Raw genomic sequence first — 26407 nt, 5'->3', positions numbered from 1 at the left:
ATCCAGCTATGAGTAGCGGACGTATCGTTCAAATCATCGGCGCCGTTATCGACGTGGAATTTCCACGCGACAGCGTACCGAGCATCTATAACGCGCTGAAAGTACAAGGCGCGGAAACTACCCTGGAAGTTCAGCAGCAGCTGGGCGACGGCGTAGTTCGTACCATTGCGATGGGTTCCACCGAAGGCTTGAAGCGCGGTCTGGACGTTGTCGACACTGGCGCTGCCATCTCCGTACCGGTCGGTAAAGCGACCCTGGGTCGGATCATGGACGTACTGGGCAACCCGATCGACGAAGCTGGCCCGATTGCCACCGAAGAGCGCTGGGGCATTCACCGCGCAGCACCTTCGTTCGCAGAACAAGCGGGCGGCAACGACCTGCTGGAAACCGGCATCAAGGTTATCGACCTGGTTTGCCCGTTCGCCAAAGGCGGTAAAGTCGGTCTGTTCGGTGGTGCCGGTGTAGGCAAGACCGTAAACATGATGGAACTGATCCGTAACATCGCCATCGAGCACAGCGGTTATTCCGTGTTCGCAGGTGTGGGTGAGCGTACTCGTGAGGGTAACGACTTCTACCACGAGATGAAGGACTCCAACGTTCTGGACAAAGTGGCACTGGTTTACGGTCAGATGAACGAGCCGCCGGGAAACCGTCTGCGCGTAGCCCTGACTGGCCTGACCATGGCCGAGAAGTTCCGTGACGAAGGTAACGACGTTCTGCTGTTCGTCGACAACATCTACCGTTACACCCTGGCCGGTACTGAAGTATCCGCACTGCTGGGCCGTATGCCTTCTGCAGTAGGTTACCAGCCGACCCTGGCTGAAGAGATGGGCGTTCTGCAAGAACGTATCACTTCGACCAAGGAAGGTTCGATCACCTCGATCCAGGCGGTATACGTACCTGCGGATGACTTGACCGACCCGTCGCCAGCCACCACCTTCGCCCACTTGGACGCCACCGTCGTTCTGTCCCGTGACATCGCTTCCCTGGGTATCTACCCAGCGGTCGATCCACTCGACTCGACTTCGCGCCAGCTGGACCCGAACGTGATCGGCCAGGAGCACTACGACACCGCTCGCGGCGTTCAGTACGTGCTGCAGCGTTACAAAGAACTGAAGGACATCATTGCGATCCTGGGTATGGACGAGCTGTCGGAAGCCGACAAGCAGTTGGTAAACCGTGCTCGTAAGATCCAGCGTTTCTTGTCGCAGCCGTTCTTCGTGGCTGAAGTCTTCACCGGTGCCTCGGGTAAATACGTTTCCCTGAAAGACACCATTGCTGGCTTCAAAGGCATCCTCAACGGTGACTACGACCACCTGCCAGAACAAGCGTTCTACATGGTCGGCGGCATCGAAGAAGCGATCGAGAAAGCCAAGAAACTGTAATCCTGGCGCCCGGAAACGGGCGCTCATCAGGTTGAGGCAATCAGATGGCTATGACAGTCCATTGCGATATCGTCAGCGCGGAAGGGGAAATTTTCTCCGGTCTGGTCGAGTTTGTAACAGCGCACGGTGACCTGGGTGATCTTGGTATCGCCATGGGTCACGCCCCGCTGATCACAAGCTTGAAGCCAGGTCCGATCACTCTGACCAAGCAAGGCGGGGAACGTGAGGTGTTTTACATCTCCGGTGGTTTCCTCGAGGTTCAGCCGAACATGGTCAAGGTACTTGCCGACACCGTGCAACGTGCTGGCGACCTGGATGAAGCCTCCGCTCAGGAAGCCGTCAAGGCTGCCGAGAAGGCGCTGAACGAAAAAGGCGCAGACTTCGACTACAGCGCTGCTGCAGTCCGTCTGGCCGAGGCCGCAGCCCAGCTGCGTACTCTCCAGCAGATCCGCAAGAAGTAAGCGGCCACGCCGTTTTGCTTGATGCGTGATTGATTAAAAAGGGTAGCCTCGGCTACCCTTTTTCTTTTTTTGCAAAACACTTCTTTGGTCTGAACCCGGACCGCCCAGGATTGGTAGCCATTCATGTCTCTTGAAATCGTCATTCTCGCCGCAGGCCAGGGCACCCGCATGCGTTCAGCCCTGCCCAAGGTACTGCATCCGGTCGCGGGCAACTCCATGCTGGGCCATGTTATCCACAGCGCCCGCCAATTGGACCCACAACGTATTCATGTGGTGATTGGCCACGGTGCCGATGTGGTACGGGAACGCCTTGCCGCGGACGATTTGAATTTCGTATTGCAAGACAAGCAACTGGGCACCGGCCACGCGACCGCGCAGGCTGTGCCTTTCATCACCGCGGACACGGTATTGATCCTCTACGGCGATGTCCCGCTGATTGAAGTGGAAACCTTGCAACGCCTGCTCAAGCAAGTGGTGCCTGGCCAGATGGGCCTGCTGACCGTTGAGCTGGATGACCCTACGGGCTACGGCCGCATTGTGCGCAACGCCGACGGCAAGGTGGCTGCCATCGTTGAACACAAGGATGCCAGCGAAGCCCAGCGCGCGATTACTGAAGGCAATACCGGCATTCTCGCCGTGCCTGCCAACAAGCTCGCCGACTGGATGAGCCGCCTGTCCAACAACAATGCCCAAGGCGAGTATTACCTCACAGACGTCATCGAGATGGCCGTCAGCGATGGCCTGCTGGTCGCCACCGAGCAGCCCCATCATCCGATGGAAGTGCAGGGCGCCAACGACCGCAAACAACTGGCAGAGCTGGAACGTCACTATCAACTGCGCGAAGGCCTGCGCCTGATGACCCAGGGCGTGACCCTGCGAGACCCGGCGCGTTTCGATGTACGTGGCGAAGTCACGGTGGGCCGCGACGTCTTGATCGATATCAATGTGATCCTCGAAGGCCGCGTGATCATTGAAGACGGTGTGGTCATCGGCCCGAACTGCGTGATCAAGGACAGTACCTTGCGCGAAGGCGTGGTGGTCAAGGCCAACAGCCATATCGACGGTGCCGTGATGGGCGAGGGCAGCGATGCCGGGCCGTTTGCGCGCTTGCGTCCGGGTAGCGAGTTGGGGGCCAAGGCGCATGTGGGTAACTTTGTCGAACTGAAAAACGCTCACCTCGGCGAAGGCGCCAAAGTCGGCCACCTGACTTATCTGGGCGATGCCGTCATCGGCGCACGCACCAACATCGGCGCTGGCACCATCACCTGCAACTATGACGGTGCCAATAAGTACCAGACCACCATTGGTGAAGACGTGTTCATCGGCTCCAATAACTCGCTGGTTGCTCCCGTGACCATCGGCGATGGTTCCAACACCGCAGCGGGCTCGACCATCAACCAGGATGTGGATAAGTCCCAACTGGCCGTTGCCCGCGCTCGCCAACGCAACATCGACGGCTGGAAACGCCCGGTCAAAATCAAAAAGAGCTGAGTTATCCACAACTTGATAGGTTGAGACTCACTCCTGTGGGAGCTGGCTTGCCTGCGATAGCGGTCTGACATTCATCATGATGTCGCCTGACACGCAGCTATCGCAGGCAAGCCAGCTCCCACATTTGTTTAGTGGCATGTCCGAAAGCTCTACAAAATGCCTTCCGCCTCTTGACGATCTTTCGCCAATAGGTTTTGATTGCCTTCGTTATCTTTCGAAACGAAACTTATCACTACCATGTCGAAACGAAACACCCCCCAGCGACGCCACAATATCCTCACCTTGCTCGATGAGCAGGGCGAAGTCAGCGTGGACGAGTTGGCCAAACATTTCGAAACTTCGGAAGTGACCATCCGCAAGGACCTTGCTGCCCTCGAAAGTAACGGCTTGCTCCTGCGTCGCTACGGCGGTGCAATCACTATGCCCCAAGAGCTGGTGGGCGACGCTGCCCAGCCCATCTCGGCCTACAAGCGCGCCATCGCCCGTGCGGCCGTGAAGCGTTTGCGTGAACATGCGCGCATCATCATCGACAGCGGCAGCACTACCGCCGCGATGATCCCCGAACTGGGCCATCAGCCGGGCCTGGTGGTGATGACCAACTCCCTGAACGTGGCCCGCGCCTTGAGCGAATTGGAACACGAGCCGGTGCTGTTGATGACCGGGGGTACCTGGGACCCACATTCGGATTCGTTCCAGGGCCAGGTCGCTGAGCAGGTGCTGCGTTCCTATGACTTTGACCAGCTGTTCATCGGTGCCGATGGCATCGACCTGCAGCGCGGTACCACTACCTTCAACGAACTGCTGGGCTTGAGCCGTGTGATGGCCGAGGTCGCCCGTGAAGTGGTGGTGATGGTCGAATCCGACAAGATCGGCCGCAAGATTCCCAACCTGGAACTGCCCTGGAGCAGCGTCCATACCCTTATTACCGATGATCGCCTGCCGCTCGAGGCCCGCGACCAGATCCAAGCCCGCGGCATTACGCTGATATGCGCGGCAATCATCTAGGAGAAGCACCATGTGTGGAATTGTTGGCGCAGTCGCCGAACGTAACGTTACTGCCATCCTGATCGAAGGCCTCAAGCGCCTCGAATACCGCGGTTACGATAGCGCCGGTGTGGCCGTCTTCACCAACGCCGGCAAGCTGGAGCGCATGCGCCGCCCGGGCAAGGTCAGCGAACTGGACCAAGCCCTGGCCGGTGAGCCGCTAGTAGGTCGCCTGGGCATTGCCCACACCCGTTGGGCCACCCACGGTGCACCGTGCGAGCGTAACGCTCACCCGCACTTCTCCGGCGACCTGGCCGTGGTGCACAACGGCATTATCGAAAACCATGAAGTGCTGCGTGAACAACTCAAGGGCCTGGGCTACGTCTTCACCTCGGACACCGACACCGAAGTGATCGCCCACCTGCTCAACCACAAGCTCAAGGATCACAGCGATCTGACCACCGCCCTCAAGGCCACGGTCAAGGAACTGCATGGCGCCTACGGCCTGGCCGTGATCAGCGCCAGCCAGCCTGACCGCCTGGTTGCCGCACGCAGTGGCAGCCCATTGGTGATCGGCCTGGGCCTGGGCGAGAACTTCCTTGCCTCTGACCAACTGGCCCTGCGCCAAGTGACCGACCGTTTCATGTACCTGGAAGAAGGCGACATTGCCGACATCCGCCGTGAAAGCGTGCAGATCTGGGATGTGAATGGTCAGTCCGTCGAGCGCGAAGCCGTGCAATACCGCGATGGCGCCGAAGCCGCCGACAAAGGCGAGTTCCGCCACTTCATGCTCAAGGAAATCCACGAGCAGCCATCCGTGGTACAGCGCACCCTGGAAGGTCGCCTGAGCCAGAACCAAGTATTGGTGAACGCTTTCGGCCCGCAAGCCGCCGAACTGTTCGCCAAAGTGCGCAACGTGCAGATCGTCGCCTGTGGCACCAGCTACCACGCCGGTATGGTGGCGCGTTACTGGTTGGAAGAACTGGCCGGCATCCCGTGCCAGGTCGAAGTCGCCAGCGAGTTCCGCTACCGCAAGGTGGTGGTGCAGCCCGACACCCTGTTCGTGACCATTTCCCAGTCTGGTGAAACCGCCGATACCCTGGCTGCCTTGCGCAACGCCAAGGAGCTGGGCTTCCTCGGCAGTCTGGCGATCTGCAACGTCAGCATCAGCTCCCTGGTGCGTGAATCCGACCTGACCCTGCTGACCCAGGCCGGTCGCGAAATCGGCGTGGCCTCCACCAAAGCCTTCACCACCCAACTGGTGGGCCTGTTGCTGCTGACCCTGTCCTTGGGCCAGGTGCGCGGCACCCTCGCCGAAGGTGTTGAAGCCACCCTGGTAGAAGAGCTGCGCCGCCTGCCAACTCGCTTGGGCGAAGCCCTGGCCATGGACAGCACTGTGGAAAAAGTCGCCGAGCTGTTTGCCGACAAGAACCACACCCTGTTCCTCGGCCGTGGCGCGCAGTACCCGGTGGCGATGGAAGGCTCGCTGAAACTCAAGGAGATCTCGTACATCCACGCCGAAGCCTACCCGGCCGGCGAGCTGAAGCACGGCCCATTGGCCCTGGTGGACGACGACATGCCAGTGGTTACCGTGGCGCCGAACAACGAACTGCTGGAGAAGCTCAAATCCAACCTGCAGGAAGTACGCGCCCGTGGCGGCCAACTGATCGTTTTCGCAGATGAAAAAGCCGGCATGACCAACGGTGAAGGCACCCACGTCATCAACATGCCGCATATCCACGACACGCTGTCGCCGATCCTCTACACCATCCCGCTGCAGTTGCTGTCGTACTACGTCGCCGTGCTCAAAGGCACCGACGTTGACCAGCCGCGTAATCTGGCGAAGTCGGTGACGGTGGAATAAGCCTTACTGACGTACCCAATAGGGGCTGTTTTAAACAGCCCCTTTTTTTCGTTCTGGATTCGCTCAATTCAAGGATGCGTATTGATGCAAAGCCCTTCTGCTACCGTCCACGCACGTCTGGACAATCGTCGGTTTGTGGTCGCGAATAACGCGCAAGGCTTGTCCGGTACCGGCACCGTGTTTCATTACAAAGTCGAAGACGGGGTGATTTCGAGCATTTATCAGGGTGGCCGAATTCGCCTGGGAACGCAGGTCGGGCGGGTGACCGGCCCAGATACTATCGAGCTGCTTTATCAGTGCGTCACCCTGGACGGGGAGCTGCTCGCAGGGTGGTCACGAGGCACGGTAGGTGTTGATCACGCAGGGCGCACTACCCTGAGTTTCGTTTGGGGCTGGCTATCGGGTGCGACCGGAGGCGGAGAGTCTAGCTATATCGAGATCACTGGCTAGAGGCATTGAAAGCACCATAAAACCTACAGGTAGGCGCATATCCCCTGTGGGAGCGGGCTTGCCCGCGAAGGCGGCGTGTCAGTCGCTGCATCTGTTACTGCACTACCGCTTTCGCAGGCAAGCCAGCTGCCACATTTTGATCTCCATCGGGTTTGAGAAAGGGGTGGGTCAGGTCCACCAGTAGCGCACGAGATGAAAGAAGATCGGCGCCGCAAAGCACACCGAATCCAGCCGATCCAACATCCCGCCGTGTCCTTCGATCATGTGCCCCCAGTCCTTCACACCGCGGTCACGCTTGATCGCCGACATCACAATCCCTCCCGCAAACCCCAGCAAGTTGATCAGCAGCGCGATCAGAAACGACTGCCAGGGATTGAACGGTGTGGTCCACCACAGCGCCGCGCCGATCAAGGAGGACAGCAGAATTCCGCCCACAAACCCTTCCACGGTTTTCGATGGCGACAGGTTGGGCGCGATCTTGCGTTTGCCGAACAGCTTGCCGCACACGTACTGCAATACGTCCGACAGTTGCACCACGATCACTAGGTAGGCGATCAGCAGCAGGTTACGGCCTTCGTAGCCCGGTATGTCCAAGGTCAGTAGTGCCGGGACGAAAGACACGCAGAACACCGCGATCATCAGCCCCCATTGCACCTTCGATGCCCGTTCCAGAAAGTGCGTACTGTCGCCGCCCAGGGAGGCGAGGATCGGCAGCAGCAGGAACACGTACACCGGGATGAAGATCGAGAACAGCCCGTACCAGTCGGCGTAGATCAGCAGGTATTGCAGCGGCAGGGCCAGGTAGAACGCGGCCACCAGGGCCGGGTAGTCGCTGCGTCGGGTGGGCGTGAGGGTGAGGAACTCGCGCAGGGCGTAGAACGACACCGCGTAGAACAGCAGGATCACCGCGCCGGTGCCGAGCCAGAACGCGATGCCGATCACCACCACCATCACCCACCAGGCGTTGATGCGGGCGTTGAGGTTGTCGATCACGGCATTCGGGCTGCCACGGGTGCGCAGCTTGAGGATCAGGCCGATCAGCGAGGCGATGACCAGGATCGCGCCGATGCCGCCAAATAACATCAGGGTTTGGCTATCCATCTCAGGAATGCTCCGGGGCAAGGGCGAGCAGGGCGTCGCGGCTGCGGGCAAGGAAGTCGGCTTTGTCTTCGCCTTCTTCCAGTTGCAGGGGGGCACCGAAGCTGGTGGTGCATAACAAGGGCAGTGGCAATACGCGGCCCTTGGGCATAACCCGGTTCAGGTTGGCTATCCACACCGGGACCAGCTCGGCCTGTGGGTAACTCTTTGCCAGGTGGTACAAACCGCTTTTGAACGGCAGCAAGCCATCCTCCAGATTGCGCGTGCCTTCGGGAAAAATGATCAGCGAATCGCCGCCCTCCAACGCCGCAAGCATGGGCTGCAATGGGTTGTCCACAGGGTCCTTGCGCTCACGGTCGATCAGCACGCCATTGAACACTCGATTGATGATGTAGCGGCGCAGCGCACTCTTGTTCCAGTAATCACTGCCAGCCACCGGGCGTGTGAATTTGCGCAGGTTCTGCGGCAGTGATGCCCACACCAGGACGAAGTCGCCGTGGCTGCTGTGGTTGGCGAAGTAGATCCGCTGCACCGGGACCGGCGCGCACCCCAGCCACAGGCTGCGGGCGCCAGTGACGGTGCGGGCCATGGAAGTAATCAGCGTGGCGACCACGGGTTCGAACATGGGAATTCCTTATCCGGCGAAAGGTAGCCAAGGGCTGGCGAGAATGACGCCCAGGGTCAACAGCGCTTGCGCGCCCAGCAGCCAGGCTTGTTTACGCAGCAGTTTGAGGGCGCCGCGACTGCGTTCAGTCCATGGCCGACCGGCTCGCTTGGGCGATTGTAGGCCAAGGGTTTGCAGGGCCTGGTCCAGGTCTGGCGTGCGGGTGGTGTCGCGAGCGAGCAGGGCGAACAGGTCGGCGTCAAAGGCCACCCGCAGCGCCCAATACTTTTGCAGCAGGCCCAGCACGATCATCCACAGGGCCAACAGCAGACAAATGGTGGAAATGCTGGCCAACAGCAGCTGGGCGAGGCCAAACAGCACGCCTAGCAGCGTCAGGCCTGTGGATAACTGATCCAGGGAGCGGCCGCGGCGCAACAGGCTGGCGACGACCTGGAGTTCCATATCAGCAGGCATTTGGCAAACCCTCCAATGCTTGACGGTGTTCGGGGTGCAGGACCACATCGGCCCGCGCTGTACGAATAATAGCCAGCGCTTGCTCAACCGTGGTGGCTCGCCCCGTGTTCAACAGCCAGGCGGCGACGGCGGTGGCGCTGCGTGAGTAACCGAGGGCACAGCACACCAACAGGGGGCCGCTCGCTTGCAGGCGTTCAATGGTGTGGGCCGCTTTCAAGCATTCGTCGGGGGTTGGGGCGATCAGGTCCAGCACGGGCACGCAGGCGTAAGCACGGCCCTGTGGATTAATCGGCAGTTCGGCGCATAAGTCGACAATGGCCTTGAATGAACCCAGCTCGCGGGTGGCAGGAATACGCCCGAGCCAGACGTTATCCACAATCGGATCGGCCTGAGGATGTTTGCGCGTCCACAGCCGCGAATTGATCCAGGCGCCCGCCAGATAAGGTGCATATAACCAGCGTGCCGCAGGCGTAAGGTGGCCATCCTCACGTTTTTGAAAGCCCCACGCGCCGAGTACGAGGTAGTTGGCCGTGATCAACCCCAGAGAAACTGCAGGCCATAGCAGCCACAGGCAAGCGCCACCGCATAAGCAGGCCAGCACTGTCAGTATCACTGCGCCCAGCCCATAGCGTATCCCTAGCCGCCATCGTTGGTTATCCCGCGTCAGCCGTGCATTCAGCAAGGGGCTCGGGTGCTCCATCGGCCATAACCACACGCACAACCACCCCGCGAGGGCGCCTGTGGGTAAGTCGATAAAGTGATGTTGATAAGTGGTCAGCACCGAAACCCCGATTAGCGCGAACCAGCCGTGCACCACCCAACGCCAGAATCCTTGAGTATGCCGTTGGTACATCACCCACAGGATCACCAGCAGCGCGATATGCAGCGAAGGCGCCTGGTTGAAGGGCTTGTCAAAACCGGCCAGCACCGCAAACAACCAACCGAACACACCGTCCAGTTCCGGCCGCTCAAACGTGAAGCGCAGAGGCCAGAGCAGGAAGCAACTCACGGCAATCACCTGCGCACTCAGCAGGCGCAGTGCATGTTGTTTGAGCTCATGACACGTGTTGGGTAGCAGCAACGAGAAGCCGTAAAGCAGGTCGATGGACCAGTAGGGCACGATTGTCCATGCCCAGAACGGCATGTGTGTTTCCCAGCCGAACACCAGGGTGCCGACGTCGCTGCGCTGGCTGGTGAGCCAGGTGGCAAAGCCATAGGTGCTGAAAAACAGCGGCGCCAACAGCAGCAGCCAAAGCACCGCAGGTTTCAATAAACCGGTTTCGCGCATGTTCAGATCTTCTGTGCCAGGGACACGGTGAAAATGCCCCACTCATCCACGCGCTGGGTGATCTTGCGAAAGCCCGCCGCTTCGACGAGTTGGTCCATTTCCGCCTGGCTGCGCCGGCGCATCACCCAAGCCTGGCCCTCACGATGGCTGGTAAGCGCACGGGCAATCAGCTCCAACTGCGGGTGCCACGGTTGGCCGGTGTAGACCAGGTAACCACCTGGCTCCACGGCTTCGGCCAGGCCCGCCAGCGAGCCGCCGACCATGGCGTTATCGGCGAACAATTCGTACAGGCCGGACACCACGGCCAGTGTTGGCTTGGGGTCCAGGGCGGCCAGGTCGGCGCGGTCGAACGCGTCGCCTTTGACGAACTGAGCGATGTCCCCCAAACCCTTTTCGCGAATCAGCGCGCCACCGTCGCGCACATTGATATCGCTGTAGTCGCGCAGCAGGATCGACTCCGGCAACGGCGAGACGCCCTGCAAAGCTTCAAGAATGTAACGGCCGTGGCCGGCGGCGATATCGACGATACGCACTTCGCGGTGATCATCACGCAGCTTGGCCATGGCCAGGCGCAGCAGTTCCTCGACATTAAGCTTGCGCTGGCGAATACCGCGCCAGCCGATGGAATTGAGGTAGTTGGTATCGATCATCCGCCCCAGCCCGCCCTTGCCGGTAGGCTTATTGCGATACACGTAGTCCAGGGTGCTGCCGGAATCGAAGCCGGTGTCGAAGCCCAGCTTCACCCCATCCGACAGGTTCTTGCCCAAGCCCATGCTGGCGCGGGTCATGCGCCAGTACAGGTCGCGCAATGAATTGCGTGGCAACGGCGCGGCGAGGGATTCGGATTCGGCGCACGTGGCGCCAAGTTTGTCTGCATCCAGTAAAGAAGCGCGGTCCAGCAGGTGGGCGAAGTTCTGCAAGATAAAGCGCTTGGCGCTGGTCACCGCCACGGCGCGATCACGTTCGCCGAGGGTGTCGTGAAAAAAGCCGGGGAGGATATGCAGCTCTTTTTTAAGGCTGCCGAGGCGGTCGAAGAACTGCTGCTGGGGTTTACGGTGCACCACAAAGTCGGAGCCCGAAATAAGCAGTTGGGTCGGCACCTGGATCGCCTGGGCGTCGGCGACAACCCGGTCGGCCGCTTCGTAAAGGCCCAGCAGCACATTCACCGAAATGGCCTTGGTGATCAGTGGATCGCTGTCGTAGGACGCCACGCGTTCGGGGTCATGGCTGAGGAACTTGGCCTTGACGTAGCTGTTGACGAAAAAGTTGCCACGAAACTTGCGCATCAGTGCCAGGCCGGGGCGGGCGAAGGGCACGTACAGCTTGACCTTGAAGGCTGGCGAGGCGAGCACCAGCGCGCGGATTTTTGGCGCGTAATCATGAACCCAGGTGGCCGCGATCACCGCGCCGACGCTTTGGGCGATGACGGCGATGTCTTCCTCCTCGATGCCGTAGGTGGCATTGATGTGGTCACAGAAAGTCTGCACATCGCGGGCGCTGGTGGCAAAGCTGGGGCTGTCGCCGCGCTCGCCTGGGGATTGGCCGTGGCCACGGGCGTCCCAGGCGAAGAAGTCGAATTCAGGCAGGCCCAGTTCATCCACCAGGTGGGCAATACGCCCCGAGTGCTCATGGCCGCGATGGAACAACAGGATCGCCTTGCGCGGCCCGACACCTGCCGTGGCCGGCCAGTGCCGGTAGAAAAGCTCGACGCCATCATGGGTACTGAAGGTGTGCTCTTGCTGTTCGCGCATCGCAAAATCCTTATGCAGAAGGGGGAGTTTGTTGCTGTTCTTTGAGGCCCTGACGTACCCGGTTGACCAAGGTATAGGCGAGCAGGGCGGCGACCAGCCACATCACCGCCTCCACCCAACCGGCGCCGAGCCATCCCAGCGCCACACCCGTGGCCAGCACCCCGAGTACGAACGCCCGATCACTCTTGCCCATGGGCCCGTCATAACGGCGCGACGCGCCCACCATCGGCCCCAGCACTCCGGCGTATTCGCTGAATACCGCAAGCAGCGTCACCAGCAGCACCGGCGCCAGGCTCACATCGGGGATCAATGCAAAGGGCAGGATCAGCGCACTGTCGGCGATCACATCGCACAATTCATTGAGGTAAGCACCGAGGCGCGACTGTTGGCCGAATTCCCGGGCCAGCATGCCATCGATGGCATTGAGCGCCATGCGCACAATCATCCACAGCGGGATCAGTGCAAACAGCCAGAGGTGTTGGGCAAAGCCCGCGATCAACAGCCCCACCAGCAGGGAAACAACCCCGGCCAGCACGGTGATCTGGTTGGCGGTGGTGCCGTTGTCATAAAGGCGCTGCACGAGAGGCCGCAGCAGGTTTTGAAAACGCGGCTTGAGTTGGTAGATGGAAATCATGGGGGGGCGCTTCCTTGTCCGTGAACCCGCGAAAAACTGTCTGAAGTGTGCCGACTAATCGCAGCCGACACCAGTGATGGCTCGTGTTTATAGGGGATTAGTCACGCTCTTGAGCATAATCAATCACCGCTTGTGGGAGCGTCCTATGGGGCCTCAACAGCAGGTGATCGAGTTCGTGTCTATAGTTACATCTCTACACACGCAGAGGGTCGCAAATGTCTTCGACTTTGCACCGACAGACACCGACTCTGAGGGTGACAGACGCGCGTAGGTTGCAAGTAGCGGTCGTTGCGTATCACCGACAGACATTAGACGAGGCACTGCAGGCACGTACCGAAAGGTATTCGCGCGATGTCCTTGGTCGAGTGCATGCACAATGGGACACGCGATTGTGGGCAACGGGTGGTGAAACAGGGGAGCCCAACCAAGTTATGACCCATAGTCTGTCGGGCCAGCTGTTGCGTGTTGAAAGCGTAGATGCGGGCTGGCGTGTCAACCTTGTGGGCGACGCAGCTCAAACGCTGCATAGTTGGGATGGGCGGGGTACTGTCCGGCGGGTGTGCTATGACTCCCAAATACGTCAGGTTAGTGTGAGCGAAGAGTCAGCGACCACTCTCCAGACCTTCGTCGAGCGGCTGACGTACGGATCATCGACTGAAATGGGCAATCGTTGCGGTCGGCTGGTTCGGCATGACGATGGGGTCGGCAGCCAGGTTTTTGTCGATTACGGTTTGCTGGGGCACGTTGCAGGCCAGACTCAACAGTTTCTCAAGGCATTGGTACCCGCGGATTGGCCTGAGTCTTTGGATGAGCGCGACGCGTTATTGGAGACAGATCACCAAGGCGCGGCAATGCGGTATCTCACGCAATGGCATCACGATGCGTTGAATCAGTTGCTCCGCCAAACCGATGCGTTGGCGAATGTGCAGAGCCATTGCTACAACGTGGCGGGTGAACTGGTTCAATCCAGTCTGACTGAGGATGGAAAACCGGAGCAATTGCTGCTCAGCGCGGTCCGCTATAACGCTTGTGGTCAAGTCGAATCCCAGCTGGCGGGTAATGGTGTCATTTCCCGGCCCGGCTACGACGCCCGCAGTGGGCGACTATTAAGACTGAACACAATCCGGCAGGATAAAGTACTCCAGGACCTACATTATCAGTGGGACCCCGTGGGTAACCTGCAATGCTTGGAGGACCGGGCACAACCAACCCAATGGTTTGATTCTCAACGAATTGTCCCCGTTAGCACTTATCGCTACGACACGCTTTACCATTTGATTGAGGCCACCGGACGGGAAAGCGTCCTGGCCGGCATTCAGCCTGGCCTGCCCGGTGTTGTACTACCAGGAGGAGGTGACGCGAGTCGGTTGCGTAACTACACGCAGGTTTATACCTATGACCTCGGCGGAAATCTAATCACGCTCAAGCATGGCAGCGAACCCTTGCGCATGATGAAGACAGCCGAGCGTAGTAATCGAAGCATGTACATGGCCGATGAGATGAATCCACCGGATTTAGCCAATGGGTTTGATGCAAACGGCAATTTGTTGATGTTGGACGGCGCGCAGAGGATGACATGGGACGCCCGTAATCAATTGCACCAAGTCACCCAGGTGCTGCGCAAGGCGGGGCCTGCGGATAACGAACGGTATTTCTACCATGGCACTGGGCAGCGTGGACGCAAGGTACGAGTGTGGCAGGCAAAGTCTGTTGAGCATGTGGCCCAGGTCATGTATCTGCCGGGTTTGGAGATACACAGCGATACGGCGACGGGAGAAGTCCTGCATGTCATCAGCGTGGCGTTAGGGCGCAGTCAAGTTCGACGGTTAAACTGGCGAGCGAACGGTCGCAAGAGACTACCTGTCCCACAGTGGCGCTACAACGTTGATGACCATCTGGGCAGCGTTGCGTTGGAACTCGATGAATATGGTGACGTGATCAGTCATGAGGGGTATTACCCCTTCGGTGGTACGGCGTGGTGGGCGGCCAGAAGTCAGACTCATGTTAATGGCAAGACCATCCGTTATTCAGGCCAAGAGCGGGATGCGACCGGATTGTACTATTACGGTTCGCGTTACTATGCGCCATGGCTGATGCGCTGGATCAACCCGGATCCCTCGGGCGAAATCGATGGGCTGAATCTGTATCGAATGGTCCGAAATAATCCGCTCCGGTATCGAGACCACGATGGCAGGGCTCCGGAAGTCGCCGACGACTATTCGGATAATTCCTCCAGTGCCCATGTTCCGGCTTATCGACAGAATCCAGAGACATTCCGGCGTCGTGACGTGGATGCTCACGTCGCCGCCGAGCGCCGGGACGCCGTGGAGAGGAGCATGACTCACCGTATGTATGGCGAGCACCGCGTTGAGTCTACTTACACGTCTGCTTCAATCCCAGGCAGGTATCGGTTCAGAAACGAATTCTTGCCCGGCCGCTGGCGCTTGATGGAAAACTACCGTGCGCCAGTAGAGGGGCCCAATGCTACCGACGTTACCTGGCATCAGTATGAAATGATTTCAAGGCATAACAATTTTTACGGTGTTTTACCGCAAGCCATTGTGCGCTGGAACGTTCAAAACAATGAGGCTCTGCTTGCTACGCAGCAGCAGGAAGGCATGCTGGAGCGGTTTTTGGCCAGTGAGGGCAATGGCCGTTCAACTCAGAGAATCATGACTGCTTTCGGCCTGCGTGCTACGGGTATCACGCGACAGGAAGTTTACGATTATCAACTGGGGGCGGACGTTGACATCATAGAGGTTCATGTCGAGCCTCAGCCTGTTCTCGAACCCGCTCCGATGGTTAGGAGCCCGTCCCTGGAGGCTTTGACTCGAGCAGTAGAGCGAGACTTGCGCCGTGCGGCGCGCAACCCTGTCTCACGGGTTGCCCATCGTGTTTGGCGAAACATGCGTAGAGTCATTCAAGGTAGCAGTGCCCGACGTGCCCTGAGGTAACTCTGTGAAGGCCGGACAGCCGACGGATATTTTGCGAGTGCTCCTCGACCTAAATGTGCGAACGGGGTTGAGAACAAAAATTTCACGCTTCGTGTTATATCGTAACGAATTGTGTGCAAATGGGCGTTGAGCAGATGCAAGTGGATCTAGAGGCTGATGGGGCTTCGGTTGAAGGCCTCGCGCGTTTTCAGCAGGGGCTGTTCCACGCCCGTCGATTGCGCCAGGCCGGTATCGGCCTGACAACCCTGGCCCTCAGTGGTTGGATATTGGCGCTGTTCGTAGCGTTGTTTGCACCCGTGTCGATCTGGCCGGTGGTTTTGATCAACTGCGCGTCGGCCTTGCTGCTGCTGGTGGCCGGCTTGCAGTCGGCCTGGTGGGTGGCCGATTGGCGTGCCCAGGCGCTGGAAGTGCCGCGCGGTGAAGCGGTCGAACAATCCATCGAGCCCACACCCTGGCATAAGGGCCTGATCAACCGGTTCGGCAACGGCCTGTTGGCGCAGATTGGCGCACCGGTGCTGTGGTTGGGCGGCTGGTCGTTGCTGGCGCTGGTCAGCATCCTGCAGTTCTGGAACCTGGGCTTGCCCGCTGCCGCCATCGGGCAGTCGGCAAGTATTGGCGCAGCGCTCGCATTGGCCCTGGCGTTTGGCCTGCTGGTATTCGAACGACGCCTGGCCCAGGAAACTGCCGCCCAATGGCCGGAAGCCTCGCAGCTGGCGCAGTTGAGCCGGATGGCAATTATCTGCCTGGTGCTCAGCGCGATCTGCCTGCTGTTTGCCAATGCGGAGTCGGTGTGGCCGCTGCGCCTGGCGACACTCGTCGGCCTGTTGCCGGCGCTGGTGGCGCTGGAGTTCCTGCTCCGAGCGTGCTCTCGCTGTTCAGCCCGCGCCAGCCGCGTCTCGAACCGCGCCTGATGGCGCAGAGTTTTATCGCCGGCCTGCTGCGTTGGCCGCCGCAACCCTTGCTGGCGTTGCAACATGAACTGCACAACCGTTTTGGCATCGACCTGCGCCAGATCTGGGCCTTCACTTACATGCGCCGAGCGTTTTTCCCGGTGTTGCTGGTGGTGCTGGCGGTAGGTTGGGCGCTGACCGGTGTGCATGAAGTGCCCCTGCAAGGCCGTGGGATTTATGAGCGTTTTGGTAAACCGGTTGAGGTGTTCGGCCCCGGGCTGCATGCGGGTTTGCCGTGGCCGTTGGGCCGCGTACTGAACGTGGAAAACGGCGTGGTGCATGAGCTGGCGACCAGCGTCAGTGACGCCGCCACACCGCAGTTGGCCGCAGCCGAAGGCCCGGCGCCGTTGATCGCCAACCGCCTGTGGGACGCCAGCCATGTGAATGACAAATCCCAGGTTATTGCCAGCAGCAGTGGCGACAAGCAGGGCTTCCAGATCGTCAACATGGACGTGCGCTTTGTCTACCGCATCGGCCTCACCGATCAGGCTGCGCTTGCCGCCACCTACAACAGCGCGGATATCCCGACCCTGATCCGCAGCACCGCCAGCCGCATCCTGGTGCACGATTTTGCCTCGCGCACCCTGGATGAATTGCTCGGGGAGGAGCGCACCAGCCTCGCCGACGAGATTGGTCGCAGCGTGCAAGACGACCTGCAAACCCTCGACAGCGGTGTGGAAATCCTCGCCACGGTGGTCGAGGCGATCCATCCGCCGGCCGGGGCCGCCAACGCTTATCACGGTGTGCAAGCCGCCCAGATTGGCGCCCAGGCGCTGATCGCCCGTGAACGCGGTGCCGCCAGCGAACAGACCAACCAGGCGCTGCTTCAAGCCAGTACCGCCCGCGATCAGGCCCAGGCCAGTGCCCGCGAAGTGAATGCCGGCGCCCAAGCAGCGAACCTGCGCTTTGCCGCCGAACAAAAAGCCTACGCCGCTGCGGGCCAAGCCTTCGTGCTGGAACAGTACCTGGGCCAACTGAGCCAGGGCCTGGCTCAGGCCAAGCTGCTTATTCTGGATCATCGTTTGGGTGCCGACAGTGCGCCGACGATCGATCTACGTTCTTTTACCTTGCCCGCCGACCCGTCGGCGCCGCGCAAAGCCGTTCAATAAGGAGTTCGTCTGTTGAGCGCTCATTCCCACGATCATGATCACGGTCATCACCACCATCACGGCCACCACCATCACCATCACGGCGATGAGCAGGCGACCGGGCCTTTTCCCTGGCGGCGCATGGCGTGGGCGGTGTTGCTGGTGCTGTTTGCCGTGGCAGCGGCGAGCCTGGTGCAAGTGCGTTCCGGCGAGGCCACGGTGATTACCCGCTTCGGCAACCCTGCGCGCGTGCTGCTGGAGCCGGGCCTGGGCTGGCGCTGGCCGGCACCGTTCGAAGCAGCGATCCCGGTGGACCTGCGCCTGCGCACCACGTCCAGCGGCTTGCAGGATGTGGGCACCCGCGATGGCTTGCGGATTATTGTGCAGGCCTATGTGGCGTGGCAGGTGCAGGGCGATGCCGACAACGTGCAGCGTTTTATGCGTGCGGTGCAGAACCAGCCGGATGAGGCGGCGCGGCAGATTCGTACCTTCGTCGGCTCGGCGTTGGAAACCACGGCGGCCAGTTTTGACCTCTCCAGCTTGATCAATACCGACGCCAGCCAAGTGCGCATTGCCGATTTTGAAGCGCAGTTGCGCCAGCAGATTGATCAACAATTGCTCACCACCTATGGTGTGCGCGTGGCGCAGGTCGGTATCGAGCGCTTGACGTTGCCGTCGGTGACCCTCACCGCCACGGTTGACCGCATGCGCGCCGAGCGTGAAACCATCGCCACCGAACGCACCGCCGTGGGCAAGCGCGAAGCGGCGCAGATCCGCTCCGCTGCCGAGCGTGATGCGCGCATCATGCAGGCCGATGCCACTGTGAAAGCCGCCGACATCGAAGCGCAGTCGCGGGTTGAAGCCGCGCAGATTTATGGCCGCGCCTACGCTGGCAATCCGCAGCTGTACAACCTGCTGCGCTCGCTGGATACCTTGGGCACGGTGGTCACGCCGGGGACCAAGATCATCCTGCGCACCGACGCCGCGCCGTTTCGCGCCCTGGTGGATGGGCCGAAGGACCTGCAGCCATGAGCGAGCCTGAAAGCCCGGACAGCCCGTGGATCCAGGCCGGGCGCCTGACGTTCCTGGCACTCTACGCGGTCACTGTATTGGCGGCGTTGGCCTGGGCCTTTTCCAATGTGCGCCAGATCGACCCGCAGAATCGCGCCGTGGTCCTGCATTTTGGCGCCCTCGATCGCATTCAGAACGCCGGATTGTTGCTGGCTTGGCCGCAGCCTTTCGAACAAGTCGTCCTGCTGCCAGCGGCCGACCGGGTGATCGAACGGCGGGTGGAAAACCTGCTGCGTTCCGATGCGGCGCTGCAGGCCGATCGCGTGGCCAGTTTCGCCACCCCCTTGAGCGATGCCCTGGCCGGCTCCGGCTACCTGCTGACCGGCGATGCCGGGGTGGTGCAGTTGGACGTGCGGGTGTTCTACAAGGTGACCGAACCCTACGCCTTTGTGTTGCAGGGCGACCACGTGCTGCCGGCCCTGGATCGGCTGGTGACACGCAGCGCCGTGGCCCTCACCGCTGCGCGGGATCTGGACACCATCCTGGTAGCCCGCCCGGAACTGATCGGCAGCGACAATGGCGCCGCCGAGCGCCGTGAGCGGCTGCGCGGCGACCTGGTGCAAGGCATTAATAAACGCCTGGCGGAGTTGGCGGCCAGCGGCTTGGGGCTGGGTATCGAAGCCACCCGCGTCGATGTGCAATCGAGCCTGCCAGGGCCTGCGGTGAATGCGTTCAACGCGGTACTGACCGCCAGCCAGCAGGCTGATAAAGCCGTGGCCAACGCCCGCACTGAAGCGGAAAAACTCACCCAGACCGCCAACCAGGAGGCTGACCGCCAGGTGCAAGTCGCCCATGCCCAGGCCAGTGAGCGCTTGGCCAATGCCCAGGCGCAGACCGCTACCGTTGCCAGCCTGGCCCAGGTCAAAGATCCCGGTTTGCTGTTGCGTCTGTACCGTGAGCGCTTGCCGAAGATTCTCGGCCAGGCCGGTTCAGTGACCACCGTCGACCCCAAAGACGACTCCCGCTTGATCATCCAGGGAGCCGAACAATGAGCGCACCCATGCTGACCTCTGCCGAACAGCGCAGCGCTGCCCGGCAATTGACCTTGGCGATGCTCGCCCTGGGCTTGCTCGTGCTGGGCCTGGTGTGGCGCTGGCTCGCGCCCGACCAGAGCGGCGTCAGCCAGCTGCTGCTGGGCGTGGCATCCCTGTTGGTGGCGGTGCCGGTGATGCGTTCGGCCTGGTACAGCCTGCGCTTTCCGAGCCTGCACGGCATCACCGACCAATTGATCGCCCTGGCCATGCTCGGCGCCTGGGCCACCGGTGATCTGCTCACCGCCGCGTTGCTGCCGATCATCATGATCTTTGGCCATGTGCTGGAAGAGCGCAGCGTGATTGGCTCCCAGGAAGCGATCCATGCCCTGGGCAAACTCACCCGCAGCCACGCCCGCCTGGTGCAGGCGGACGGCAGCATCACCGAAGTGGATAACGGCACCTTGAACACCGGCGATGTCGTCGAAGTGCGTGCCGGTGACCGCGTGCCGGCCGATGGCGTGGTGTTGTCCGGCCAGGCGAGCCTGGACACGGCGCCGATCACCGGCGAGTCGGTGCCGTTGGAAGCCAGCGTGGGCGTGCAGGTGTTTGGTGGGGCGATCAACCTCGATGGCCTGCTGCGCCTTGAGGTCACGCGTACCGGCAACGAATCGACGTTGGGCAAAGTCATTGCGCTGATGCAGAACGCCGAGCGTTCCAAGCCGCCGATCACCCGGCTGCTGGAGCGCTACGCCGGCAGCTATATGGTGTTGGTGCTGTTGCTGGCGGCGGTCACCTGGTTTGTCACCAACGATGCGCAGGCGATGCTGGCGGTGTTGGTGGCGGCGTGTCCGTGCGCTTTGGTGCTGTCGGCGCCGGCCACCGCGATTGCGGGGATCGCCGTGGCGGCGCGCCATGGCATTCTGATTCGCAGCTCGGCGTTCCTGGAAGAACTGGCCGACCTGACATCGCTGGTGGTCGACAAGACCGGCACCCTGACCTTTGGCACTCTGCGTTTGCAGTCCATCGAGACCGCCGCGCCGGATCGCCAAGCGCTGCTGAACCTGGCGGCCAGCCTCGGTTCGGCAAGCAGTCATCCGGTCAGCCGAGCGTTGGCGGGGTTGGCGACCCAGGAGCAGATGCTGGTGCTTAGCGACATCCGCGAGCGTCAGGGCCTGGGCGTGGTCGCCCAGACCGAGCAGGGCGAAGCGGCGCTGGGACGGCCGGAGTTGTTTGAACAGTTGGGCATCGTCACCACCGCCGTGCCCACCCATGATGGCCCGATTGCCGGGCTGGCGTTGAACGGCGAGTTCCTCGCCTGGCTGCTGTTGGCCGACAGCGTCAAACCCGAAGCGCGGCAGGCCCTGCAAGAGCTGCGTGACTTGGGCCTGGGCCGCCAACTGCTGCTGACCGGCGACCGCCAAAGCGTGGCCGACAGCCTGGCGCTGGACGTGGGCATCAGTGATGTCGAAGCCCAAGCGCTGCCGGAAGACAAGCTCAACCGCGTGTTGGGCGAAATCAGCAGTGGTTTCAGGCCAATGGTGGTGGGCGACGGCATCAACGACTCCCTGGCGCTCAAGGCCGGCGTGGTCGGCGTGGCCATGGGCGCGGGCGGTGCGGACATCGCCCTGGCCTCGGCGGACGTGGTGTTGATCGGCAGCGACTTGCGCCGCCTGGGCACCTGTGTGCGCTTGAGTCGCCAGTGTCGGCAGACGTTGCAGGTCAATGTGATCATTGGCTTGGGCTGGACACTGGCCATTGTGGTGTTCGCCGCATTTGGCTGGCTGGGGGCGGCGGGCGCGATGATCGCGGCGGTGCTGCATAACCTCAGCACCTTGCTGGTATTGGGGAACGCCGGGCGTTTACTGCGCTTCCAGGAGCCGCTGTTGAAACTCGACGAATAATTTCAGAAATATTTGCTCACGGCTGTAACGCCGACAGGAGGCCTCACTCTAGTGCTGTGTCGAGACTGAACAATCCGTTCGGACCGGCTCCACTACTGATCATGAGGAATACAACAATGAGCATTAAATCCGCTGCTGCTGGTGCCGCCCTCGCAATGGCCGCTGCTTCTCTGTTCGCGGGTGTGGCCACCCAGGTACAAGCGGCAGACGCCACCGTTCACTGCTACGGCGTGACCTCCTGCAAAGGTATGAACGACTGCAAAACCAAGGACCACGCGTGCAAGGGCCAGGGCGAGTGTAAAGGGATGGGCTTCAAGGCCATGACCAAATCGGCCTGCGACGCCGCTGGCGGTAAAGTCGGCGAGTAACCGGCAAACAAGTGCAACCGCGGCGGCTGCCTGCTACCGCTGCGGACACTTTGCCCTGGAGTGAGTCATGTCCGCGTCCCTTCCAAGTCTGGGTTACGGCCTGGGTTTACGCAGTGAGTACTACCACCAGATCCTAGAACAGTCGCCGGCCGTGGATTGGTTCGAAGTGATCTCCGAGAATTACCTGGTGCAGGGCGGCAAGGCCTTGTATTACCTGGATGCGATAGCCGAACGTTACCCCTTGGTGATGCACGGTGTGTCGTTGTCCATCGGCGGGCCACATGCCCTCGATACGGATTACCTGAACCACATCAAACAGCTCGCAGAGCGCATTCAGCCGGCGTGGATTTCCGATCACCTGTGCTGGAGCCGCGGCAGCGCGCACCAGTTACATGACTTGCTGCCCCTGCCTTACACCGAAGAAAGCCTCTACCACGTGGCCGGCCGAGTGCGTCAGGTGCAGGACGTCTTGCAACGGCCGCTGGTGCTGGAAAACGTCTCCAGCTACGTCCGTTCCAAGGCGGATGAATTCACCGAGTGGGAGTTCCTCAACGCCTTGGCCCACCTGAGCGGCTGCCAATTGCTGCTGGACATCAACAACGTCTACGTCAGCGCACGCAACCATGGTTTTGATGCCTGGACGTTCATTCGCAACCTGCCACCCGAAAGCATTCGCCAGCTGCATTTGGCGGGGCATATGGACTATGGCGACTATGTGGTCGATACCCATGACCATCCAGTGTGCGACCCCGTTTGGGCGCTTTATCAGCAAACTTTGGAGCATTTGGGCCCGGTGTCGACCTTGTTGGAACGCGATGACCATTTTCCGCCCTTCGAAGAGTTGCTCACCGAGTTGAACAAAGCCCGTGAGTTGGGTGCCAGCGCCTTGGCCCGGAGAGCGTTATGCGCCTGATCGACTGGCAGTTGGCGTTTGAACAGCATCTATTATCCGAAGCGCCCGCGGCCAACAGCGGCTTTGCCGCCACCTTGCTGGGAGGGCCGACGTTGGATGTGGACACCGGCCTGGCGATTTACCACAACGCCTATCTGTCGCGACTGCAAGAGGTGCTGCGACATGACTTCGGTGCTATCTGGTATTGGCTGGGAGATGAGCAGTTTTGCTCACTGACCGAGGCCTACATCCGCCGTTATCCGTCGGCCCATTACAGCGTGCGCTGGTTGGGCGAGCGCTTTGCGATGTTTATCGTTGAGCATTTGATGGCTGCGCAAAGTGCGCCTTTGGCTGAGTTGGCACGCCTGGAGTGGGCGTTCACCTTGGCGTTTGACGCCGCCGAAGGGGAGCCGCTGACCTTGAATGACATGGCGCATTTGGCGCCTGAAGACTGGCCCACCTTGCAGGTTGCGCTGGCGCCTTCGGTGCAGCAGCTGCTTTGCCGTTTCAACACGGTGGCGATCTGGCGAGCCAGCAAGGATGAGTCGGATTTCCCCGGCAGCCAGGCGCTGGAACCGGCGCAAATCTGCCTAGTGTGGCGCAACCAAAACCGCTGCCACTACCGCAGCCTGGAAGCCGCTGAAGCCTGTGCGCTGTCGGGCATGGTGACCATGGGCTGGAATTTTTCAGAACTGTGTATTGAGCTGGCGGTCACTTATTCAGAGGGGGCGTCGCTGCAAGCGGCCACTTGGCTGAAACAGTGGGTCCAGGAAGGTTTGCTCGAGCGCCGAGCGCCATAGCAGGGGAGCTATTCATTCGATAGCTTCCTACTTTGTTTGGCATGGTCTACCCTCACAGCAGACGTCTGAAACAAGGGGGGACTACTCATGCTCGCGCAACTTCCACCGGCCTTACAGAATCTTCAGCTACCGCTGCGTCTTCGACTCTGGGACGGCCATGAATTCAACTTGGGCCCTGAGCCCAGCGTCACCATCGTGGTCAAGGATCCCACGGTTGTATCCAGGCTGACCCATCCAACGCTCGACTCACTGGGCGAAGCCTTCGTCGAGGGCAAGCTGGAGCTGGAAGGCTCCATCACCGAAGTGATCAGGGTATGTGACGAGTTGAGTCACGCCTTGGTCGATGACGACGAGGAGAGTCGTCCGGTGCGCTCGATTCACGACAAGGCCACCGACGCGGCGGCCATTTCCTACCATTACGACCTGTCCAACGAGTTCTACCAGCTATGGCTGGACCAGGACATGGCCTACTCTTGCGGTTATTTCGAAACCGGCAGCGAGTCGATCGACCAGGCCCAACAAGACAAATTCCGCCACCTGTGCCGCAAGTTGCGGCTGCAGCCGGGTGAATATCTGCTGGATGTGGGCTGCGGCTGGGGCGGGCTGGCGCGCTATGCCGCGCGGGAGTTCGGGGTCAAGGTGTTCGGCATCACCTTGAGCAAGGAACAACTGGCGCTGGCCAAGGAGCGGGTGAAAGCCGAAGGCCTGGAAGACCAGGTCGACCTGCAATTACTCGACTACCGCGACCTGCCCCAGGACGGCCGTTTCGACAAAGTGGTGAGCGTGGGCATGTTCGAACACGTCGGCCACGCCAACCTGGCGCAGTACTGCCGGACCCTGTTCGGCGCAGTGCGTGAAGGTGGTCTGGTGATGAACCATGGCATTACCGCCAAGCACACCGATGGCCGCCCCGTAGGCCGTGGCGCCGGCGAGTTTATCGAGCGCTACGTGTTCCCTAACGGCGAACTGCCGCACCTGGCCATGATGACCGCCGAGATCAGTGAAGCAGGGCTGGAAGTGGTCGATGTCGAAAGCCTGCGTATGCATTACGCCCGCACATTGGACCATTGGAGCGAACGTCTGGAAGACAACCTGGAAGCAGCGGCGAAGATGGTACCGGAACAGGCGCTACGCATCTGGCGGCTGTACCTGGCTGGCTGCGCTTATGCGTTTGCCCGAGGCTGGATCAATCTGCACCAGATACTGGCAGTGAAACCCCATGCCGATGGCGGGCATGAACTGCCGTGGACGCGGGAAGACCTCTACCGCTGATCACGCTCAAAACCGTAGGAGCGAGCTTGCTCGCGAAAAACGTCAACGATAACGCGTACTAGCTGAATGAACGCGGCGCCTGTGAGTTTTTCGCGAGCAAGCTCGCTCCTACATTATTGGTTGTGTGTTGGCGGTTAGAGGATGGGTGAGATCAAGCGCGCAATGCGCATCCCCAGTTGTTGCAGGCGACGGGTCTCGCGGCTTTCTTCCTGACTGACTTCATGGGCCAGGGCAAAGTCGTCCAGCAGCATCTGCTCAACCTGGCTGGCGAAGGCTTCATCCACCGTCAGCAGCATCACTTCAAAATTCAGCCGGAACGAACGGTTGTCCATGTTGGCACTGCCAATTGCGCTGATTTCGCTGTCCACCAACACCACCTTTTGATGCAAAAAGCCCGGCGTGTAGCGAAACACCCGCACGCCCGCTCGCACCGCTTCGTTGGCATACAGGCTGGACGCGGCATATACGATGCGGTGGTCGGGCCGTGACGGCAGCAGCAGGCGCACATCGACTCCGCGCAATACCGCTAGGCGCAGGGCGGCAAATACCGCCTCGTCGGGGATGAAGTAGGGGCTGGTGATCCACACGCGCTCGGTCGCCGCATGGATGGCCTCGACGAAAAACAGCGAGCAGGTTTCATAAGGGTCCGCTGGCCCACTGGCGAGCAACTGGCAGAGCACGCCGTCTTCCGGGTAGGCATCCGGCAGGATCAGCGGCGGCAGTTCCCGTGCGGCCCAGAACCAGTCCTCGGCAAACGACTCCTGCAGGCAAGCCACCACCGGGCCTGTGACCTGCACATGGGTATCGCGCCATGGCGCCAGGGGCGGTTTTTTACCCAGGTATTCATCGCCTACGTTATGCCCGCCGACAAAACCGGTGATGCCGTCCACCACGACGATCTTGCGATGGTTACGGAAGTTGACCTGGAAGCGATTGAGCCAGCCACTGCGGGTGGCGAATGCCTTGACCTGCACGCCTGCCTCACGCAGCGCTTGCACATAACGATGGGGCAGGGCGTGGCTGCCGATGCGGTCGTACAGGACGTAAATGGCCACGCCCTGAGCGGCTTTTTCCTTCAACAGGGCCTGCAATTGGCGGCCCAGTTCATCATCGTGAATGATGAAAAACTGGAACAGCACGGCGGTCTTTGCGTTACGAATAGCCTCGAAGATCGCGCCGAAGGTGGCATCGCCATTGATCAACAGGCGCACTTCGTTGTTGGCCAGGCAGGGCATGCGGCCCAGCTTGGGCATGGCGCGCAAGGAGGCGTAGGCGCTGGAGTTGCGCGCCGCAAGCGCTTCCTCAACCCACGGGCGCCAGTTCAGTTCGGTGATGGCCGTGTGCATTTCCTGGTTGGCCTGGCGACGGGCCTGGATGTACGCGTCGAAGGTGCTGCGGCCAAAAATCAGGTAGGGGATCAGCGTCAGGTAGGGCATGAACATCAGTGACAACGCCCAGGCAATCGAGCCTTGTGCGGTGCGCACGGTCAGTACTGCGTGGATCGCGGCGAGCGTTCCGAGAAAGTGCAGCGTGGCAATGACGTAGGCGAGCAGGTGCGGGCCAAAGAAATCCATGAACGACGTAACTCCAGGCAGTCCAGTGCGTAACAGACCATGAACGGCTGTGAATGTCGCTATTTTATTTGCCATGCAA

Annotated in this window: 21 protein-coding genes and 1 pseudogene; 15 read left to right on the top strand and 7 right to left on the bottom strand. The window is 60.7% G+C overall.

Going from position 1 to position 26407, the window contains the following annotated elements:
• The first annotated feature begins 8 nt into the window (after positions 1 to 8).
• The 6 genes from atpD to HBO10_RS08530 all read left to right on the top strand — a co-directional run bounded on the left by atpD (position 9) and on the right by HBO10_RS08530 (position 6635).
• Positions 9 to 1385 (top strand): F0F1 ATP synthase subunit beta, encoded by a 1377-nt coding sequence (gene atpD, locus HBO10_RS08555; protein ID WP_003195827.1) that lies wholly within the window; start codon positions 9 to 11, stop codon positions 1383 to 1385.
• 44 nt (positions 1386 to 1429) lie between these two features.
• Positions 1430 to 1846: a F0F1 ATP synthase subunit epsilon gene (locus HBO10_RS08550; RefSeq protein ID WP_003195825.1), complete on the top strand. Its 417-nt coding sequence runs from the start codon at positions 1430 to 1432 to the stop codon at positions 1844 to 1846.
• Between the two features lie 123 nt (positions 1847 to 1969).
• Positions 1970 to 3337, top strand: a complete 1368-nt coding sequence (gene glmU / locus HBO10_RS08545) for a bifunctional UDP-N-acetylglucosamine diphosphorylase/glucosamine-1-phosphate N-acetyltransferase GlmU (RefSeq protein WP_034129180.1) — start codon at positions 1970 to 1972, stop codon at positions 3335 to 3337.
• A gap of 237 nt (positions 3338 to 3574) precedes the next feature.
• Positions 3575 to 4342, top strand: a complete 768-nt coding sequence (locus HBO10_RS08540) for a DeoR family transcriptional regulator (RefSeq protein WP_034129179.1) — start codon at positions 3575 to 3577, stop codon at positions 4340 to 4342.
• Between the two features lie 10 nt (positions 4343 to 4352).
• Complete coding sequence (glmS, locus tag HBO10_RS08535; protein ID WP_034129178.1) at positions 4353 to 6185, top strand: glutamine--fructose-6-phosphate transaminase (isomerizing); 1833 nt, start codon at positions 4353 to 4355, stop codon at positions 6183 to 6185.
• Between the two features lie 84 nt (positions 6186 to 6269).
• Positions 6270 to 6635: a hypothetical protein gene (locus HBO10_RS08530; RefSeq protein WP_034129177.1), complete on the top strand. Its 366-nt coding sequence runs from the start codon at positions 6270 to 6272 to the stop codon at positions 6633 to 6635.
• 168 nt (positions 6636 to 6803) lie between these two features.
• Here the strand turns inward: HBO10_RS08530 and HBO10_RS08525 are convergent, their stop codons facing one another.
• The 6 genes from HBO10_RS08525 to HBO10_RS08500 are packed head-to-tail and all read right to left on the bottom strand — an operon-like array spanning position 6804 to position 12484.
• Positions 6804 to 7736, bottom strand: a complete 933-nt coding sequence (locus tag HBO10_RS08525; protein ID WP_034129176.1) for a phosphatidate cytidylyltransferase — start codon at positions 7734 to 7736, stop codon at positions 6804 to 6806.
• 1 nt (position 7737) lies between these two features.
• A complete protein-coding gene (locus HBO10_RS08520) occupies positions 7738 to 8358 on the bottom strand; it encodes a lysophospholipid acyltransferase family protein (protein ID WP_034129175.1) in 621 nt (206 codons plus the stop codon).
• Positions 8359 to 8367: 9 nt separating this feature from the next.
• On the bottom strand, positions 8368 to 8811 hold the full coding sequence (locus HBO10_RS08515; RefSeq protein ID WP_034129174.1) for a hypothetical protein: 444 nt from the start codon (positions 8809 to 8811) through the stop codon (positions 8368 to 8370).
• The gene (locus HBO10_RS08510; protein WP_034129173.1) at positions 8801 to 10099 is read right to left on the bottom strand and encodes a phosphatase PAP2/dual specificity phosphatase family protein; all 1299 of its coding nucleotides are present in this window, start codon (positions 10097 to 10099) and stop codon (positions 8801 to 8803) included. Before HBO10_RS08510 ends, HBO10_RS08515 begins: the two co-directional genes overlap by 11 nt.
• Positions 10100 to 10101: 2 nt before the next feature.
• Positions 10102 to 11850, bottom strand: coding sequence for a bifunctional alpha/beta hydrolase/class I SAM-dependent methyltransferase (locus HBO10_RS08505; RefSeq protein WP_034129172.1), 1749 nt, complete (start codon positions 11848 to 11850; stop codon positions 10102 to 10104).
• 10 nt (positions 11851 to 11860) lie between these two features.
• The gene (locus HBO10_RS08500) at positions 11861 to 12484 is read right to left on the bottom strand and encodes a CDP-alcohol phosphatidyltransferase family protein (protein ID WP_034129171.1); all 624 of its coding nucleotides are present in this window, start codon (positions 12482 to 12484) and stop codon (positions 11861 to 11863) included.
• A 431-nt stretch (positions 12485 to 12915) separates the two neighbouring features.
• Between HBO10_RS08500 and HBO10_RS08495 the strand changes: the two genes are divergently transcribed.
• The 9 genes and pseudogenes from HBO10_RS08495 to cfaB all read left to right on the top strand — a co-directional run bounded on the left by HBO10_RS08495 (position 12916) and on the right by cfaB (position 24754).
• Positions 12916 to 15438, top strand: a complete 2523-nt coding sequence (locus HBO10_RS08495) for an RHS repeat-associated core domain-containing protein (RefSeq protein WP_052200009.1) — start codon at positions 12916 to 12918, stop codon at positions 15436 to 15438.
• Positions 15439 to 15572: 134 nt separating this feature from the next.
• A pseudogene (locus tag HBO10_RS08490) lies at positions 15573 to 17497 on the top strand (protease modulator HflK).
• A 9-nt stretch (positions 17498 to 17506) separates the two neighbouring features.
• The gene (locus HBO10_RS08485) at positions 17507 to 18508 is read left to right on the top strand and encodes a protease modulator HflC (RefSeq protein ID WP_161793234.1); all 1002 of its coding nucleotides are present in this window, start codon (positions 17507 to 17509) and stop codon (positions 18506 to 18508) included.
• Positions 18505 to 19539, top strand: coding sequence for a protease modulator HflK (locus HBO10_RS08480; protein WP_003195796.1), 1035 nt, complete (start codon positions 18505 to 18507; stop codon positions 19537 to 19539). The genes HBO10_RS08485 and HBO10_RS08480 overlap by 4 nt, the downstream gene beginning before the upstream one ends.
• Positions 19536 to 21422 (top strand): cation-translocating P-type ATPase, encoded by a 1887-nt coding sequence (locus HBO10_RS08475; protein ID WP_034129169.1) that lies wholly within the window; start codon positions 19536 to 19538, stop codon positions 21420 to 21422. Before HBO10_RS08480 ends, HBO10_RS08475 begins: the two co-directional genes overlap by 4 nt.
• 116 nt (positions 21423 to 21538) lie before the next feature.
• Positions 21539 to 21790, top strand: a complete 252-nt coding sequence (locus HBO10_RS08470) for a membrane protein (protein ID WP_003195792.1) — start codon at positions 21539 to 21541, stop codon at positions 21788 to 21790.
• A gap of 67 nt (positions 21791 to 21857) precedes the next feature.
• The gene (locus HBO10_RS08465; protein ID WP_034129168.1) at positions 21858 to 22703 is read left to right on the top strand and encodes a DUF692 domain-containing protein; all 846 of its coding nucleotides are present in this window, start codon (positions 21858 to 21860) and stop codon (positions 22701 to 22703) included.
• Positions 22694 to 23482 carry a DNA-binding domain-containing protein gene (locus tag HBO10_RS08460; RefSeq protein WP_034129167.1) on the top strand — a complete coding sequence of 263 codons (789 nt, stop codon included), beginning with the start codon at positions 22694 to 22696 and terminating at the stop codon, positions 23480 to 23482. The genes HBO10_RS08465 and HBO10_RS08460 overlap by 10 nt, the downstream gene beginning before the upstream one ends.
• Before the next feature lie 87 nt (positions 23483 to 23569).
• Positions 23570 to 24754, top strand: coding sequence for a C17 cyclopropane fatty acid synthase CfaB (cfaB, locus tag HBO10_RS08455; RefSeq protein WP_014720571.1), 1185 nt, complete (start codon positions 23570 to 23572; stop codon positions 24752 to 24754).
• 134 nt (positions 24755 to 24888) lie between these two features.
• On the opposite strand, the gene cls is transcribed toward cfaB, so the two are convergent.
• Positions 24889 to 26328, bottom strand: a complete 1440-nt coding sequence (cls, locus tag HBO10_RS08450) for a cardiolipin synthase (protein WP_034129166.1) — start codon at positions 26326 to 26328, stop codon at positions 24889 to 24891.
• Between the last annotated feature and the right edge of the window lie 79 nt (positions 26329 to 26407).

It is taken from the genome of Pseudomonas sp. WS 5503 (assembly GCF_012985385.1).
Taxonomy (GTDB): Bacteria; Pseudomonadota; Gammaproteobacteria; order Pseudomonadales; family Pseudomonadaceae; genus Aquipseudomonas; species Aquipseudomonas paracarnis.
The sequence above is the reverse complement of the archived record's forward strand: the minus strand, read 5'-3'. Positions and strand labels throughout refer to the sequence as shown.

Excerpts from the sequence above, each read along its gene's own strand:
- atpD (WP_003195827.1), top strand. The coding sequence starts at position 9 with ATGAGTAGCGGACGTATCGTTCAAATCATCGGCGCCGTTATCGACGTG.
- HBO10_RS08550 (WP_003195825.1), top strand. The coding sequence starts at position 1,430 with ATGGCTATGACAGTCCATTGCGATATCGTCAGCGCGGAAGGGGAAATT.
- glmU (WP_034129180.1), top strand. The coding sequence starts at position 1,970 with ATGTCTCTTGAAATCGTCATTCTCGCCGCAGGCCAGGGCACCCGCATG.
- HBO10_RS08540 (WP_034129179.1), top strand. The coding sequence starts at position 3,575 with ATGTCGAAACGAAACACCCCCCAGCGACGCCACAATATCCTCACCTTG.
- glmS (WP_034129178.1), top strand. The coding sequence starts at position 4,353 with ATGTGTGGAATTGTTGGCGCAGTCGCCGAACGTAACGTTACTGCCATC.
- HBO10_RS08530 (WP_034129177.1), top strand. The coding sequence starts at position 6,270 with ATGCAAAGCCCTTCTGCTACCGTCCACGCACGTCTGGACAATCGTCGG.
- HBO10_RS08525 (WP_034129176.1), bottom strand. The coding sequence starts at position 7,736 with ATGGATAGCCAAACCCTGATGTTATTTGGCGGCATCGGCGCGATCCTG.
- HBO10_RS08520 (WP_034129175.1), bottom strand. The coding sequence starts at position 8,358 with ATGTTCGAACCCGTGGTCGCCACGCTGATTACTTCCATGGCCCGCACC.
- HBO10_RS08515 (WP_034129174.1), bottom strand. The coding sequence starts at position 8,811 with ATGCCTGCTGATATGGAACTCCAGGTCGTCGCCAGCCTGTTGCGCCGC.
- HBO10_RS08510 (WP_034129173.1), bottom strand. The coding sequence starts at position 10,099 with ATGCGCGAAACCGGTTTATTGAAACCTGCGGTGCTTTGGCTGCTGCTG.
- HBO10_RS08505 (WP_034129172.1), bottom strand. The coding sequence starts at position 11,850 with ATGCGCGAACAGCAAGAGCACACCTTCAGTACCCATGATGGCGTCGAG.
- HBO10_RS08500 (WP_034129171.1), bottom strand. The coding sequence starts at position 12,484 with ATGATTTCCATCTACCAACTCAAGCCGCGTTTTCAAAACCTGCTGCGG.
- HBO10_RS08495 (WP_052200009.1), top strand. The coding sequence starts at position 12,916 with ATGACCCATAGTCTGTCGGGCCAGCTGTTGCGTGTTGAAAGCGTAGAT.
- HBO10_RS08480 (WP_003195796.1), top strand. The coding sequence starts at position 18,505 with ATGAGCGAGCCTGAAAGCCCGGACAGCCCGTGGATCCAGGCCGGGCGC.
- HBO10_RS08475 (WP_034129169.1), top strand. The coding sequence starts at position 19,536 with ATGAGCGCACCCATGCTGACCTCTGCCGAACAGCGCAGCGCTGCCCGG.
- HBO10_RS08470 (WP_003195792.1), top strand. The coding sequence starts at position 21,539 with ATGAGCATTAAATCCGCTGCTGCTGGTGCCGCCCTCGCAATGGCCGCT.
- HBO10_RS08465 (WP_034129168.1), top strand. The coding sequence starts at position 21,858 with ATGTCCGCGTCCCTTCCAAGTCTGGGTTACGGCCTGGGTTTACGCAGT.
- HBO10_RS08460 (WP_034129167.1), top strand. The coding sequence starts at position 22,694 with ATGCGCCTGATCGACTGGCAGTTGGCGTTTGAACAGCATCTATTATCC.
- cfaB (WP_014720571.1), top strand. The coding sequence starts at position 23,570 with ATGCTCGCGCAACTTCCACCGGCCTTACAGAATCTTCAGCTACCGCTG.
- cls (WP_034129166.1), bottom strand. The coding sequence starts at position 26,328 with ATGGATTTCTTTGGCCCGCACCTGCTCGCCTACGTCATTGCCACGCTG.